The following is a 13,946-nucleotide window of genomic DNA, read 5'->3' on the forward strand; positions in this document are numbered from 1 at the left end:
CCTGATCGAATTCTCAGAAACTGTCCACGGCGCGTGATCGCTTCAGCTTCCTGGCCGGCGTTTCCGGTGCATCCGGTTCATGCTGCCCCAATGCGTCAAGAAGACGTTCTTTCAATGTCTCAATCCGGTCAGCATCCGTGAGCTTCTCTCCAGCAGCCGTCTGCACGTAAAAAGCATCGAACATACGCTCTCCATACGATCCGACATGCGCTGAATGGATAGACAAATCGCTTTCTGCCAGAACGCTCGCGACATCATAAAGCAGCCCGGGACGATCCCGGCCCGCGATGTCGACCACCGTATATTCCGTCGAAACATCATTCCGTATCTGGGCGGATGGTTGCACCAGAAAGGCCGCTTCGCGCCGTCCCATGCGTGCAGCGGCTGGCTCTTTCACGCTCGTGCCCGAAAGGGTCTGCTCCAATGCGGTTTCCAGACGTTGCAGGCGGGACGCGTCCTTCAATCCATAAGGCTGTTGTGAGCCATCCTGAAGAATGAAGATGTCGAGGATGCGTCCGCTACGATTGGTAAAGACCTGCGCTGAGACAACATTCGCCCCAAGGTTTGCAAGGGTTCCCGCAAGATCCGCAAACAGGCCGGGCCGGTCTTCCCCGCAGACCATGAGCGTGAGCGCCCCCCCTTCAGGCGGGAAACGATAGCATACGACGCTCCCCCCCTCCTTCAGCGCTGTGGCGTGCCATGTCAGGTCCGGCACATCAAACCCTGTCCAGTATGCAGTCTCCATCTCAAGCAGCGTGTGCGGAATGCTTCCCAGCTCCTCCACAACGGATTCCCGCCGCGCTTCCGCTCTTGCTTCAAGATGCGCCTGTACGCCCGATTCATCCGCCCGACCGCCGCGCAAGGCAGCTGCCGTATTGTGGTAGAGGTCTGCCATCAGCTGCCCCTTCCAGGCATTCCATACGCCCGGTCCGACTGCGCGAATGTCCGCAGCCGTCAGAATGTAAAGCAAGCGCAACCGCTCAAGCGAGCCAACCAGATTGGCGAACTGCGTGACCGTTCGAGGGTCAGAAATATCGCGCTTCTGCGCGGTCTCACTCAGCTCCAAATGGTTGCCGACCAACCAGGCGACCAATTCCGTTTCGTCTTCCGGAATGCCCAAACGCTGACAAGCCCGCGTGGCTGTCTTCATGCCTTCGATTTGTTGGTCGCCTTTTCCCTTTCCGGTATCATGCAGCAGCATGGCAAGGTAAAGCGCCCGGCGATTCTCAACGAGCTGGAATATCTCGGTCGCAAGCGGCACGCGCTCGGCATTGATCTGCTCCATCTCCGCGATTGCCTCAACTGCGCGGATCGTATGCTCATCAACCGTGTAATGATGATACATGTTGAACTGTGTTTGGGCGACGATACCGCCAAACTCGGGGATGGCCTTACCCAGAACGCCCGCTTCATTCATCCGCCGCAGGATGAGACCAGGCTCCTTGCTGCCAAGAATAGCGTCCAGTATCAGCCGCCTTCCCTCGTCGGAACTACGGACGCTTTCATTCAGGGCACGCAAGTTCCGGGTAATTGCCGACAAGGCATTCGGATGAATGTCCTTGTCTTCCCTGCGGGCAATAATGAAGAGCCGGAGCATGTTCAGCGGGTCATCCTTCATCACGTCTTCAGATGTGATGCTCACCCGCCCGGCATCCACCACAAACCCCTTGTCAGCCAAGGCTTGCGGCGTTTTCTGTGGCAGCAGTCTGCGGAACCCTTCAGGCTTCTTCTTCTGTTCAGCCTCCAGCTTCGCCGCGATAATGCGCGTCAACGCGCCAACATCTTTCGAAACGAGGAAATAGCGCTTCATGAAACGCTCGACACCCAATTGCCCCGTACGGTCCCGATAGCCCATACGCGCCGCAATTTCCGGCTGCAGATCAAAGCTCAAACGTTCCTCCGCGCGCCCTGTCACATAATGCAGGTGACAACGCACCGTCCACATGAACTTCGCCGAGCGAATAAAGGACGTATACTCACTACGCGTGAACGGTCCGCCCTTCATTACGTCTTCGAGAGTCTCGCCACCATAAATATGCTTCACGATCCAGTAGAGGGTCTGCAGATCCCGAAGGCCGCCCTTGCCTTCCTTGATGTTTGGCTCAACCACATACCGCGCATCACCCTGTCGGGCATGACGGGCGTCGCGCTCGGCAAGCTTATCCATGATGAACTCGGCGTCTTTTCCTTCGACGGCTTCCTTCATGAATTTCGACATCATCTCGTCGGAAAGAGCTTGATCACCGCAGATGAAACGAGAGTCCAGCAGAGACGTCTTGATCGTTACGTCTTCTGCAGCCAGCTTCACACATTCTGCTGGGGTACGGAATGCGTTGCCAACTTTCAGCCCCATGTCCCACAATGCGTATAGCATGTACTCGATCACGCTTTCCGTGTGCGGAGAGGCCTTGTAGGCGCGCAGGAAAAGCAAGTCCGTATCTGACGACGGCGCCATCACCCCTCGCCCGTATCCTCCCGTCGCGAGAATGGCGAGACGCTCGGCCTCTGTGGGGTTGCGCGCACGGTGCACGTGCGTGGTGGTGAAATCATAAAGCGCATGCACAACCTCATCCTGCACGGCGGCAAGTAATCGGGCCGTATCCAGGCCGTCCGCCCCTTGCTGCAGTCGTTCTTGCGCAATCATGCGGCCTCTGAACATGGCGCCGTGCAAATGATCCAGGGCCGCTTTGCGCATCGCCTGCGCGTCCCCAAGATTATCAAGCGCTGCCGTGGTCAATTTCACCCTCAGCGAGCGACCATCAATGATGTTTGAAATACGCCACTTGCCCGGCCGGCGGCTCGTCCGGTTGCGGGATTCAACGAGAGTGGGCTCTTGCGCGGGTTTGGCGGGAGAATCTGTGCTCATGGATAGCCTATATAGCAAGTCACACTGTCCCGCCTATGCCATGATCACCGAAGGCCGGATTTTCCCGCTTCTCGACCTCAGGTGCGCTGCCAATCTGGCAATCCGGCGGCGTAATGCCCCGCATCCGGTCAGGTATTGATCTTTACCGGCAACACGCGGGATTTCTTGACCACGCCATAGGCGAAACTGGTCTCGACCGATGAAATCCCCGGCAGCTTCTGAAACGTCTGTCTTACCAATTGCTCGTATTCGTCGAGGCTGCCCGTTACGACTCGCAACTGATAATCTGAGCCACCTGCCATCAGGTAGCAGTCGAGTATCTCAGGCGTTTCCTCAACAATCTTCTCGAACTTCTGGATCGTGTCTTCTGTATGGATAGACAGGCGGATCCTGACAAAGCACGTTATCGGGTATCCGCAGGCCTTCTGGTCGATCGTCGCGGAATAGGCCTTGATGATACCGGCCTTCTCCAGATTGCGAACCCGGCGCAGACAGGGAGATGGAGACAATCCAATTTTCTCTGCGAGATCCTGATTCGTCAGACGGCCATCCTCTTGAAGGGCCTGAACGATTTTAGCGTCAATTTTATCCATACCACCCTCGAACTGGTATAATATGCCAATCATCACGCCATGCTTGGCATAAATTGACAGCACCTGTCCCGAGAGCGCTGCTATATTGCTTCGACAGACAGCAAGGTTCCCCCATGGCCCTCAAACCGTCACGCGATCCAGGATTTGCAACCCGAGCCATTCATCATGGCTACTCACCTGCGAATCATTCGCACTCTCTTACTCCGCCCGTCCACATGACGTCTACCTTCGTTTTCCCCGATACTGCAACAGGTTCGGCACTTTTTGCGGGGGAAACCGAAGGGCATTTCTATTCTCGCATCTCCAACCCCACGCTTGAAGTCCTCGAAACGCGCTTGGCGAACCTTGAAGGGGCTGAGGCTGGTCTTGCGACGGCCAGTGGAATGGGCGCGATTGCTTCGACGCTCTGGACGCTCGTCAAACCCGGCGACGAGATCATCACGGACCAGACGCTCTATGGCTGCACCTTTGCGTTCATGCGGGATGGATTGTCTCGCTTCGGTGTCAAAGTTCGGCATGTGGATCTGAGAGACCCGGAGAATCTGCAGGCGACAATTAGCGACACGACGCGGATTGTGTACTTCGAAACGCCAGCAAATCCCAACATGCGCCTCGTCGACATCGCTGCGGTGTCGTCAATCGCGAAACAGGCCGGCGCACTGACCATTGTAGACAACACCTACGCGACGCCCTTGCTGACGCGCCCGATTGAGCTTGGCGCGGACCTGGTTGTCCACTCCGCCACCAAATATCTGGGCGGGCATGGAGACCTGGTGGCAGGTGCTGTGTGTGGCCCGGCTGACCTTGTTCAGGACATTCGCCTGATTGGTGTGAAGGACATGACCGGCTCAGTGATGGCGCCCCTGACCGCCATGCTGGTCATCCGGGGCCTCAAAACCCTCCAGCTAAGGATGATGCGCCATTCTGAAAGCGGCCTTCGCATCGCCAACTGGCTCGAACAGCATCCCGCCGTTTCAGCCGTGCACTATCCCGGTCTGCCAAGCCACCCTCAGCACGATCTGGCCAAACGCCAGATGGCGGACTTTGGCGGCATGATCGCCTTTGAACTGGCCGACGGGTTTGAGGCCGGGACGAGAATGATGGACCGACTACAGCTCATCCAGCGCGCCGTAAGCCTTGGGGACGCCGAGTCTCTGATCCAACACCCCGCCAGCATGACCCATTCGACCTACTCTCAGGAAGAACGCCTCGCCCACGGCATTTCAGATGGCCTCGTCCGTCTGTCGGTCGGATTGGAGGATTCAAAGGACCTGCTGACAGATTTGGATATGGCACTCGGTAGCGATCGCAGCTAAATTCCTATTCAACGGGTATTTGTTCGTCCAGCAAGTCAGCCTCAGAACTGCTGGCACGTTCGGCGTCGACTTTCTCATCAATCGTATTGTCAGCCGCGACATCGGAATCATAATTTGAACTCGGTCGAGCTTTCACGCGCGGCTGTTCAGCTGCCCCAGCGCCGCGGCTTTCAGGCTTTGCGCTTTTTAATGCATCTTCCACGCCGCTATCGAAGCGAACACGATAAATCGGTTCCGGCAAGGTGAAGCCCCCCTCTTCCAAGACATCCTTGGTAGCGACGATCGCAAGACCTCGGGCCTTGGCGAAATTCGTTTGCCTTTGATCAACCCAGCCCATGAAGCGCAGCACAATATTTGAGTCTCCGACAGTCTGCACGAGTGCTTCAGGCTCTGGGCGGGATAGCACGAACGACATGGCCTTCAGTCGATCGAGGCCTATCTGCATTGCCGCCACAGGATCATCAGCTGCGTCAACACCGAGTTCAAATTCAAAACGGCGCTCTGGGTTACGCGTATAATTCAGAATCACTGCCTTGAAGACAGCGGAGTTAGGAATGCGTAGATGGTTGCCGTCCAGCGTCATCAGGATGGTCGAACGCGAAGTTAACCGCATCACCTTTCCCTCATGCTCATCGATGACAACGTGCTCGTTCGCCCGGAACGGTTGGCGTACACTGAGCATGATTGAGGACACATAGTTTTCCAGCGTATCACGGACCGAAATGCCGATTGCCAGGCCAATCACGCCAGCACCGCCCAGGATCGTTCCCATCAATGCAGTCGCGCCAAGCACATTCATTGAGACGATCAGCGCAACCAACAGCATCAGTATTCGGAACGCGCCGGACACCAACTCCTCAAGGAAGGGATTCGGGAGCGCCCAACGCCACAGGCTACGCCACGAGGCCACAAGATGCCCCAGTAAAGCCAGGAACAGGAAAACCGCGAGGGCTGCGCCATACAGTGGTAAAGCGCGGTAAAGCTTGTCCAGCCTCCCGGAGGGGTCTCCGAAAAACGGCCCGTCACCATTATCTACCGATAACCTTCTTTCTATCTGGTTCTCAACTGTGACAACCCCATTCACGCGCAGGGCAATTTCTTCAGCGCGAACTTCCGCAGCCGTGTTCGCCACTTCTCCACCCAGAGTGACCACACCGTGGCTTACGTCCACGGTCACTTTGCGCAGCGTAGCAATCTCATCGAAAATACCGGAAATACGCGTCTTGATTTCTGAATCGCTCGCCTGTGGTGGCGGAGTCTGGATAGCAGGCGTAGGATCCTCGATCGGCCCTGATGATTGTGCAAACGCTATCGGGCCGACCACCGCAATGCAAAGCATCATCAGACTGACGCATACTCCATTTGCCAGCGAGCAAAGATTGCCGATTGCGATTTCGTTCCGTTTCACCTGCGCAGAATACGTGAAACAGTTGAAAGTTCCATTCGGGCAAGTCGTCAGCTAACTCACGACTTCAAACTCATCCCCAAACCAGAGCGGAGAGCTTGCCAAGTCTATGAACTTCTTTTCGTCTTCGAGCAGTTCGGCGCCGGCTTTTGCCGCCGCCGCGTTGCTCTTGGCGGCCATGGCCTCTTCGCTTTTGAACCATAGCTCAGCGACGCCATCATAAGCTGGAGGACCACCGCGGCTCGCCTGCATGCTGGCATTCAAATTATCATGCGATGTATGATTTTGCACGTAGCGGAGGATCCCTAAAACCTCCGCATGCTTCGCCACCAGTGGTGCATGCTTCTCTCGCCAATAGACTTGAAATTCCTCTCGGCTGAGATGTGGCAATCGTCGCAGGCAGAACGTCAGCTTGATCATAGCAAATCACCCCCCGCCGCACCGGCGGTTGTACCATCCTTCTTGAAAGCGCGGATGACATTCTTTCCCGTGATCCATTTGTGCACCTCATCCGGCCCATCGACCAGGCGTTGTGAACGAATGTGTGTGTACCAAGCGGCCAGAGGCGTATCGAGCGAATAGCCAAGCGCGCCGTGCAGCTGGATTGCTGTGTCCACTACCTTGTGAACCATATTGGCCAGATAGACTTTGGCGATACCGTTTTCCTGGCGCAAATCCATGCCGTTTTCCGCCTTGTAGGCGATATGCATCAGCATGAGGCGCGCGATGTAGAGCTGGCTGGCACACTCCGCGAGCATGAATTGAACGCCCTGCCGGTCTTCGAGGGGCTGGCCAAAGGTTTCCCGATTGGTGACATGTTCCGTAGCAAGATCGAGTGCCCGCTGAGCCATGGCCACATTGTGCATGCCGTGGCGCAGGCGACCATAGGCAAGACGATGCTGGCCCATTGAGAATCCGCCCCCTTCCCCACCGAGCAGATTCTCCTCGGGAACAACGAGGTTTTCGATCTTCACTTCCGCATGTCCGCCGCCCATCTCCTCATAATGGGGCCCGTGAACTGCCATGGTCGGGATACCCCGGATGATCTTGTAGCCGGGATTTGGCAGCTCAACGATAAACGTAGAGAATTGCTGATGGCGGGGCGCATCGGGATTTGTCTTCGCCATGACCACGGCGATGTCGGCTGCCGTAGCCGCGCTCGAAAACCACTTCTCGCCGTTCAGGACGTAATTTCCCTTGCCATCCTTCTCGGCGCGCGTCTGCATCCCGGTAGCGTCTGCCCCGGCTGCTTTCTCCGTCATCGAATAGCAAATCCGCTTTTCGCCATTCAGCAGTGGCTTCAGATACGTCTCTTTCTGAAAAACCGTACCATGTGCCAGCAGGGTCAGCATGGTGGCGTCATCCGGCCCCTGAGAGTTCATCGACAGAGCGCCAAGGTGGCTTTGGCCGAGTTCCATTTGCACGAGCGCATTGGCGAGCGGGCCAAGCCCCATGCCGCCATGCTCTACCGGGATGAAGGGGCACCAAAGCCCACGCGCCCGCGCTTTCTTCCGCAATTCGGGCAACACCTCCTTGAAAGGCCTACCCGCAGCCATTTCCTTCTCCGCGGGAATGCACTCATCTTGCACCCACTGGCGCACGCGCTCGCGAACTTCCTTGGCATCCTCCGGAATCGTGAAATCAATCGCCATTGCCTGTCTCCCTTTGTCGTTTTGAAGGGAGGCTAAGTCGGAAGCGTTTTGTAGAACAGGCTGACTTCGCGTCAGCAATACGTCACTCGTAGTCGACTTTCTCGAGGTACAAGCCATCGGGCGGCGAAATTGGCCCGCACTTCGTTCGGTCTGCAGCCTCCAGAATCTGCTTGATCCATTGCACCGGGCGACGGCCACGGCCCACTTCGACCAGACTGCCGACCATTGAGCGCACCTGCCTGTGCAGGAAGCTCTGAGCGCGACAGGTCAGTTCGACCCTGTCACCATATCGCGACACGGAAATGGCATTAAGCGTGCGAAGCGGCGAATTTGCCTGACAATCCGTGTCGCGAAATGTCGTGAAATCGTGCGTCCCGACCAGGTGTTGCGCCGCTTCGTGCATCTTGTCCGCATCAAGTGCAGACGGCACGCGCCAGGCCAATCCACGCTCCAGTGTCAGGTCCGCCCGCCGGTTGACGATGATAAATCGATAGTGGCGTTCGGTAGCACTGAAGCGGGCACTGAACTCATCGTCAACTTCTTCGGCCTTCAGGATAGCAATCGGATGAGGACGCAAATGGAAATTCATCGCATCGGCGACCTTGTGGCCACGATCGATCTGCAAATCCATGTGCGCGACTTGCCCGGTGGCATGCACACCACTGTCTGTACGTCCCGCGCCAAACACTTCGACTGGCGCGCCATCATCCAGTTTGGTCGCGGCCTCTTCCAGCGCGCCTTGCACAGTCGGGAGCCCTGGCAGGCGCTGCCAGCCCTGAAACGGGCCACCGTTGTATTCTATGAGCAGTCTGTATCGTGGCATCGCGCTGCCCTAGCCAAAGGCAGGCGGATAGGTCAACCGTCCGGACGCTGGCGCATCGGGATGAAGGCGCAACGCCATGAACGCTTCGCCTGACCAATCGCTATCGAACGGTGCAGCCAGATCCGCAGAAAACCCAAATCGCGGATAGTATTCGGGATGACCCAACACGAACACAATTTGTTCGCCTGCTCCTTCCAACGCCATAAGCCCCATCTGGATCAGGCCGCTTCCGATACCGGTCTTCTGAAAATCAGGATGAACCGACATCGGCCCCAATCCGACGGCGACTGGCGCGCCGTCGATGCATATTCGGAAAAACTGGATATGGCCGGCAATCAGATTGTCATCGCTCGCGACCAAGGAGAGAACACTGTCTTCACCTTCGGACATAGCCTTCACAATCCTGCCCTCGTCCTTGCCACCAAATGCAAGATCATTCAGGGCGATGATTTCCGCGAGATCCTCGTCTCGGGCGGGGCGAATCCAGAAACTCATCAGCCGAACACCGTATCCGGAGCAATTGCTTGTCCTTTCAGGAACTGCTCAGCATCCATCGGCTTCCCTCCTGGTTTTTGCAGCTTGAGGATACGCACAGCACCCCCATCGCCACAAGCCACGAGTAAACGATCATCCAGAACCATGCCAACTGGCGCGGACGTTTCGCGCCCGGACCGCCGGCTCATCAATAATTTCAGCCTGATTGGCACATCCTTGCCCGGCGGCGTCCATTCGCACCAGGCACCCGGAAACGGTGAAAGCCCTCTTATCTGGCAATCCACCTCCCGCGCCGACTTGCCCCAGTCAACGCGCTGGTCCGCCGGGCCGAGCTTCGCGGCATAAGTCATCCCTTCTTCCGCCTGCGGAACAGGCGTGAGACTTCCATCCGCCAACCCAGCCAGCGCGCGGGGCGCAAGCTGTGCTGCCAATTCTGCCAAGCGATCGTGAACTGAGCCTGCGGTGTCTTCTACCGTGATGGGTGTACGTTCAGTAGCGACGACCGGGCCTGTGTCGAGCCCCGCCTCCATCATCATCGCATCGACACCCGTTTCCGTGTCGCCGGCCATAATCGCACGTTGAATTGGGGCTGCGCCACGCCAGCGCGGCAGGATCGATGCGTGCATGTTGAGACACCCCAGCCTGGGCGCATCCAGAATAGCCTGAGGCAGGATCAGCCCATAGGCGACCACAATTGCTGCATCGAGTTCCAGCGCAGCAAATGCCTCCTGCTCCGGTGGCTTCTTGAGGGATTTTGGCGTGCGCACCTCGATGCCTCTCGCTTCGGCGAAAGCATGCACCGGTGTCGGGGTCAACTTCTTGCCCCGCCCGGCAGGCCGGGGCGGCTGGGAATACACGCAAACGACTTCATGGCCTGCCGCCATCAGTGACTGAAGAACACTGACGGCGATATCGGGGCTGCCCATGAAGGCAAGACGAAGAGGTTTTGTCATGCCGTCGGAGATAAGCGCTCAGAGACGTTTTTGAAAGCGCAGAGTCCAGGATGTGTCAGCGCATTGCCGATGTCATGCTGAACGGCACCACCCCGCTTCCACCAACAACAAATACGACAACGGCGGCAAGAATCAGCGCCAACATCCATCGGAACCAAGACAACGCGAAAGGATTTCCGCGTTTCCTCATCTGGATCAGGCTGCGCTCTTCTGCTTGAGTCGCTTGATCTTCTTTACCTTGTCCACGGCGCGCTGGCGCTTCAGGCGAGACAGGTAATCGATAAACAACGTGCCTTCGAGATGGTCCATCTCGTGCTGGATGCAGACCGCATACATGCCGGTCGCAATTTCCTCGACCTCGTTGCCATCATAGTCGAGATACTTCACGCGGCACTCTGTCGGGCGCTCAACTTCCTCGAAAATATCCGGCACCGACAGGCACCCCTCTTCATAGGGGGCCTTGTCCTCAGTCAGAGGAAGGATTTCAGGATTTACGAAATAGCGCGGCTGCGCCTCCTCACCTTCCTTGGCCAGATCCATCACGATCACCCGCAACGGAACGCCAATCTGGATCGCAGCAAGGCCAATGCCCGGCGCGTCGTACATCGTATCCAGCATGTCATCCATAAGCGCGCGAATGTCGTCAGTGACGCCACCCTCGACGGGTTTCGACACTTCCTTCAGACGCGGGTCCGGGACGGTGAGGATTTCTCTGATAGCCATAACGATGAAATATGTACGCTGGGCCGGATGGTCAACACTTGCCCCTCATTCGGCGGCAAGGGGTTTCTTCGGCGCCCCAAAGTCCAGCTCTCCGGTGTTTTCAGAAACATTCGCCCTGTTTTCGATCTGTTTCGGCTCAGACAAGGTTTTCGAAGGCGGTGCGATTTCCATGTCCTCGAACTTGCGCAGTGTTGGCAGAACCCGTTTATCAAAAGATCCCATGGCTGAATTGAAGTGATCAACCGACCCGTTGAGAGACTTCCCGAGCTTTTCGATATGGCCCAGCATCACGCCCATACGGCCGTACAATTCGGCCCCCAATTCAGCCGCAGCCATGGCATTTTCATTCTGGTGATGCTGCCGCCACAGATGGGCGACGGTTCGCGCAAGCGCGATAAGTGTCGTGGGCGTTGTGACGATAACCTGACGGCTCATTGCTTTCTCGATCAGGTCTGGCGAATGCTCCAAAGCCGCCGCGAAGAAGTTTTCCCCTGGAATGAACATGGCAATATAGTCGAACCGTCCGCCCAGATTGGACTGATAATCCTTTGACGCGAGCCCATTCACGTGGCGCTGAACGCTGGCAGCATGCGCTTTCAAGTGCGCCGCCCGTTCTGCAGGGTCTTCGGCGTTTACGGCTGACATGTATGACGCGAGCGAAACCTTGGAGTCGACGACGATCTGACGCCCTCCAGGCAAGTGGATGACGGCATCCGGACGCTGCCGCCCCTGCTCTGTATCGTCGTGTACCTGTTCGGAAAAGTCGCAATGCGCCGATAGCCCAGCCTGTTCCATGACGTTGCGGAGCGTCATTTCACCCCAACGTCCTCCGCCCTTCGGTGCGGTCAACGCGCTCACCAACTTGCCGGTCTCCTGAGTGTTCGTCTTCAGGCTTTCGTGAATCGCTTTGACTTGTTCCTGAATGGCAGACTTGTCTTCGGTCCGGACTTTCTCGATCTCATCCACCCGCTTCTTGAACGCGTCGAAATTCTCCCCGATCGGCTTCATCAGTTCGTTCAGATGCCCTTGAGCACCTTCCTTGTGCTTCTCGAACGTCTCATTTGCCAATTGAAGAAATTGAGCATTCGCTCTCTGCAGCACGCCTTGCGCCATTTCGGCGAATTTGCGCTCATCCTCCGCACTTCTTGCTTTCGCTTCAGCCAGTTCGAGTTCAGCTTTTCGCGCCACCTCTTCCAGTGTCCGCGCGCGTTGCTTCGCTTCATCGAGATCGTCAGTCGCCCGTTCCAGATCGAGCGTCAGCCGCTCTTCTTTCGCGCCCGACTTGCTCGCCAACCACCATGCCGTGCCCGCGAGTGCAAGCGCCAACAGAAAGAGGATGAGATGCGCAGCGTCAAACCCAGCGCCGCCAATAATGATAACAGGTTCCATTCGCTCTGCCTCGCACGATTCTCGCCGGAACATATAAGGAACGGCAAATTGTGTCCATGATTGGGCTCATTTTCGGGCGAACTTGACTTCGCGCAAAGGATGATACCCTTTTCCACTCGGATCACTAAAGGGGCTAATTGATGCGGCTATTCTGGATCGGCCTACTGGCAGGGCTTGTGGCGTGCGCATCGCCTACCCGCGCGCCGGTGGATATTGAGCCGCCAGAGGCAGCAGAGATCACATACCTTCCGCCCCTGGCTGAAGTAACGCTCGTCACCGCAGCCGGCATGCGAGAGCCACGGCCGGAGGAAAGCGATACCGCACGTCTTAACCTTGCCGAAGCCTTATCCAGCACGGTGCCAGAAGAGCTTTTCGATCCATCTCGAAACGCTACGGATCGAGCTCGACTCTTGTCGCAACACCTGGGCACGCTGGACCCTGCAACTGTTGTAGTGGCTGAGCCGACAGACCGACTCGTTGCCCTCATTCGGGTCCGCTATGATTTCGAAAGCTCTGCCAGCCGGCTCGTTCAGGGCAGTCTTGACGTCATGTTCGGCGGCGTGCCCGGTCCGGATGGGATCGAACAATCCGCAGAACTCCTCCTAGTGAACTCAAAGACAAATGAACTAGTATGGTACTGTCAGATTGACGCCCGCGATCCACGGAAGACAGAAGAGGCGCAACGCCTGATTAATGAGCTTATCGCGAGAACTTTACCGCCAGCAGAAACATAGGACTGTAATCCAGGCGCGGATTCGCTAAAGCATGGCACAGGATTTGCTGGCAGCTACAACCAGCATGTTTTACTCGCAAGAACTCTGGAACGAGGTCGCCAAAGTGACGATCGACATTTGCGTCTGCACCTATCGCAGACCATCCATCGAAGACACATTGCGATCGCTGGATCTGCAGAACTTGCCGAAAGGTACTTCACACCGGGTCATCGTGATCGACAACGATGAGACACCAAGCGCAAAAGACCGCGTCGAGGCAATTGCCAAGACGCTTGCCGTTCCCGTGACGTACATACATGCGCCAGCAAATAATATCTCCCTTGCCCGGAATGCCGGGTTGGATGCTGCGACGGCAGAATGGATCGCCTTTATCGACGATGATGAAGTCGCAGATCCGGACTGGCTCGCTTCTTTGCTCCAGATGGCCAAGACGCGTGAACTGGACGCAGTGTTTGGTCCGGCCTATGCGGTGTATCCTGACAATGCTCCAGACTGGATGCGCGAACAGGACTATCACTCAAACATTCCCGTACGGAGAGCTGGTGTCGTTCAAACGGGCCACACATGCAACGCGCTGATGCGTGCCAGCTCCTCACTCGTAAAAGGGCAGCGCTTCCTTTTGGAAAAGGGGAAAACGGGCGGAGAAGATACCGAGTTCTTTTTCCGCCTATGGTATTCAGGCGCCAAATTCGGGATCAGTGAAGCTGCGATCGTCCATGAAGCAGTGGACCCAAAGCGGCTGAATGCAGAGTGGATTCGCCAACGAAAGTTTCGCTCCGGCATGAGTTTTGGCTATCACTATCTGAAAACGCGCAACCCGGTGACACTCACTTTGACCGTCCTTTCATCGGCGGCAAAAGTGGGCTTCTGCTACGGAATGGCCGTGCTGCATGCATGGTCAGAGCAAAAACGAAATTACTGGACAATGCGCGCCGCTTTCCATCGCGGATGGATGGCTTCGGCGTTTAGAACTGCAGAACCTGAACTATACTAGACT

General features: G+C 56.8%; 13 protein-coding genes. 3 read left to right on the plus strand and 10 right to left on the minus strand.

Annotated elements, in window-relative coordinates; translation table 11 throughout:
- Window positions 1-13: 13 nt before the first annotated feature.
- Together HF931_RS00210 and HF931_RS00215 are read right to left on the minus strand one after the other, a co-directional pair.
- Window positions 14-2,866, minus strand: coding sequence for a [protein-PII] uridylyltransferase (locus tag HF931_RS00210; protein ID WP_273241351.1), 2,853 nt, complete (start codon window positions 2,864-2,866; stop codon window positions 14-16).
- A gap of 128 nt (window positions 2,867-2,994) precedes the next feature.
- The gene (locus HF931_RS00215; RefSeq protein WP_035551356.1) at window positions 2,995-3,459 is read right to left on the minus strand and encodes an Lrp/AsnC family transcriptional regulator; all 465 of its coding nucleotides are present in this window, start codon (window positions 3,457-3,459) and stop codon (window positions 2,995-2,997) included.
- Window positions 3,460-3,572: 113 nt separating this feature from the next.
- On the opposite strand from HF931_RS00215, the gene HF931_RS00220 reads away from it, so the two are divergent.
- Complete coding sequence (locus HF931_RS00220) at window positions 3,573-4,775, plus strand: methionine gamma-lyase (protein WP_273011100.1); 1,203 nt, start codon at window positions 3,573-3,575, stop codon at window positions 4,773-4,775.
- Window positions 4,776-4,779: 4 nt separating this feature from the next.
- On the opposite strand, the gene HF931_RS00225 is transcribed toward HF931_RS00220, so the two are convergent.
- From HF931_RS00225 to HF931_RS00260, 8 genes are all read right to left on the minus strand, one after another.
- A complete protein-coding gene (locus HF931_RS00225; RefSeq protein ID WP_273241353.1) occupies window positions 4,780-6,117 on the minus strand; it encodes a mechanosensitive ion channel domain-containing protein in 1,338 nt (445 codons plus the stop codon).
- Between the two features lie 117 nt (window positions 6,118-6,234).
- Window positions 6,235-6,600, minus strand: coding sequence for an EthD domain-containing protein (locus HF931_RS00230; protein WP_273241355.1), 366 nt, complete (start codon window positions 6,598-6,600; stop codon window positions 6,235-6,237).
- Window positions 6,597-7,832 carry an acyl-CoA dehydrogenase family protein gene (locus HF931_RS00235; RefSeq protein ID WP_273241356.1) on the minus strand — a complete coding sequence of 412 codons (1,236 nt, stop codon included), beginning with the start codon at window positions 7,830-7,832 and terminating at the stop codon, window positions 6,597-6,599. Before HF931_RS00235 ends, HF931_RS00230 begins: the two co-directional genes overlap by 4 nt.
- An 82-nt stretch (window positions 7,833-7,914) precedes the next feature.
- Complete coding sequence (gene truA, locus HF931_RS00240; protein ID WP_273011108.1) at window positions 7,915-8,655, minus strand: tRNA pseudouridine(38-40) synthase TruA; 741 nt, start codon at window positions 8,653-8,655, stop codon at window positions 7,915-7,917.
- 9 nt (window positions 8,656-8,664) lie between these two features.
- A complete protein-coding gene (locus HF931_RS00245) occupies window positions 8,665-9,150 on the minus strand; it encodes a GNAT family N-acetyltransferase (RefSeq protein ID WP_273011110.1) in 486 nt (161 codons plus the stop codon).
- Complete coding sequence (gene fmt / locus HF931_RS00250) at window positions 9,150-10,103, minus strand: methionyl-tRNA formyltransferase (protein ID WP_273241358.1); 954 nt, start codon at window positions 10,101-10,103, stop codon at window positions 9,150-9,152. Before fmt ends, HF931_RS00245 begins: the two co-directional genes overlap by 1 nt.
- A gap of 195 nt (window positions 10,104-10,298) precedes the next feature.
- Window positions 10,299-10,826, minus strand: coding sequence for a peptide deformylase (def, locus tag HF931_RS00255; RefSeq protein ID WP_035550946.1), 528 nt, complete (start codon window positions 10,824-10,826; stop codon window positions 10,299-10,301).
- A 45-nt stretch (window positions 10,827-10,871) separates the two neighbouring features.
- A complete protein-coding gene (locus HF931_RS00260) occupies window positions 10,872-12,215 on the minus strand; it encodes a DNA recombination protein RmuC (protein ID WP_273241361.1) in 1,344 nt (447 codons plus the stop codon).
- Between the two features lie 140 nt (window positions 12,216-12,355).
- Between HF931_RS00260 and HF931_RS00265 the strand changes: the two genes are divergently transcribed.
- Window positions 12,356-12,949, plus strand: a complete 594-nt coding sequence (locus tag HF931_RS00265) for a hypothetical protein (RefSeq protein WP_273241363.1) — start codon at window positions 12,356-12,358, stop codon at window positions 12,947-12,949.
- A 31-nt stretch (window positions 12,950-12,980) separates the two neighbouring features.
- On the plus strand, window positions 12,981-13,943 hold the full coding sequence (locus HF931_RS00270; protein ID WP_273241364.1) for a glycosyltransferase family 2 protein: 963 nt from the start codon (window positions 12,981-12,983) through the stop codon (window positions 13,941-13,943).
- Window positions 13,944-13,946 lie beyond the last annotated feature (3 nt).

The organism is Hyphomonas atlantica corrig., from assembly GCF_017795365.1.
GTDB classification, from domain to species: Bacteria; Pseudomonadota; Alphaproteobacteria; order Caulobacterales; family Hyphomonadaceae; genus Hyphomonas; species Hyphomonas atlantica.

Excerpts from the sequence above, each read along its gene's own strand:
- HF931_RS00210 (WP_273241351.1), bottom strand. The coding sequence starts at position 2,866 with ATGAGCACAGATTCTCCCGCCAAACCCGCGCAAGAGCCCACTCTCGTT.
- fmt (WP_273241358.1), bottom strand. The coding sequence starts at position 10,103 with ATGACAAAACCTCTTCGTCTTGCCTTCATGGGCAGCCCCGATATCGCC.
- def (WP_035550946.1), bottom strand. The coding sequence starts at position 10,826 with ATGGCTATCAGAGAAATCCTCACCGTCCCGGACCCGCGTCTGAAGGAA.
- HF931_RS00245 (WP_273011110.1), bottom strand. The coding sequence starts at position 9,150 with ATGAGTTTCTGGATTCGCCCCGCCCGAGACGAGGATCTCGCGGAAATC.
- HF931_RS00220 (WP_273011100.1), top strand. The coding sequence starts at position 3,573 with ATGGCCCTCAAACCGTCACGCGATCCAGGATTTGCAACCCGAGCCATT.
- HF931_RS00230 (WP_273241355.1), bottom strand. The coding sequence starts at position 6,600 with ATGATCAAGCTGACGTTCTGCCTGCGACGATTGCCACATCTCAGCCGA.
- HF931_RS00235 (WP_273241356.1), bottom strand. The coding sequence starts at position 7,832 with ATGGCGATTGATTTCACGATTCCGGAGGATGCCAAGGAAGTTCGCGAG.
- HF931_RS00225 (WP_273241353.1), bottom strand. The coding sequence starts at position 6,117 with ATGATGCTTTGCATTGCGGTGGTCGGCCCGATAGCGTTTGCACAATCA.
- HF931_RS00260 (WP_273241361.1), bottom strand. The coding sequence starts at position 12,215 with ATGGAACCTGTTATCATTATTGGCGGCGCTGGGTTTGACGCTGCGCAT.
- HF931_RS00270 (WP_273241364.1), top strand. The coding sequence starts at position 12,981 with ATGGCACAGGATTTGCTGGCAGCTACAACCAGCATGTTTTACTCGCAA.
- HF931_RS00265 (WP_273241363.1), top strand. The coding sequence starts at position 12,356 with ATGCGGCTATTCTGGATCGGCCTACTGGCAGGGCTTGTGGCGTGCGCA.
- truA (WP_273011108.1), bottom strand. The coding sequence starts at position 8,655 with ATGCCACGATACAGACTGCTCATAGAATACAACGGTGGCCCGTTTCAG.
- HF931_RS00215 (WP_035551356.1), bottom strand. The coding sequence starts at position 3,459 with ATGGATAAAATTGACGCTAAAATCGTTCAGGCCCTTCAAGAGGATGGC.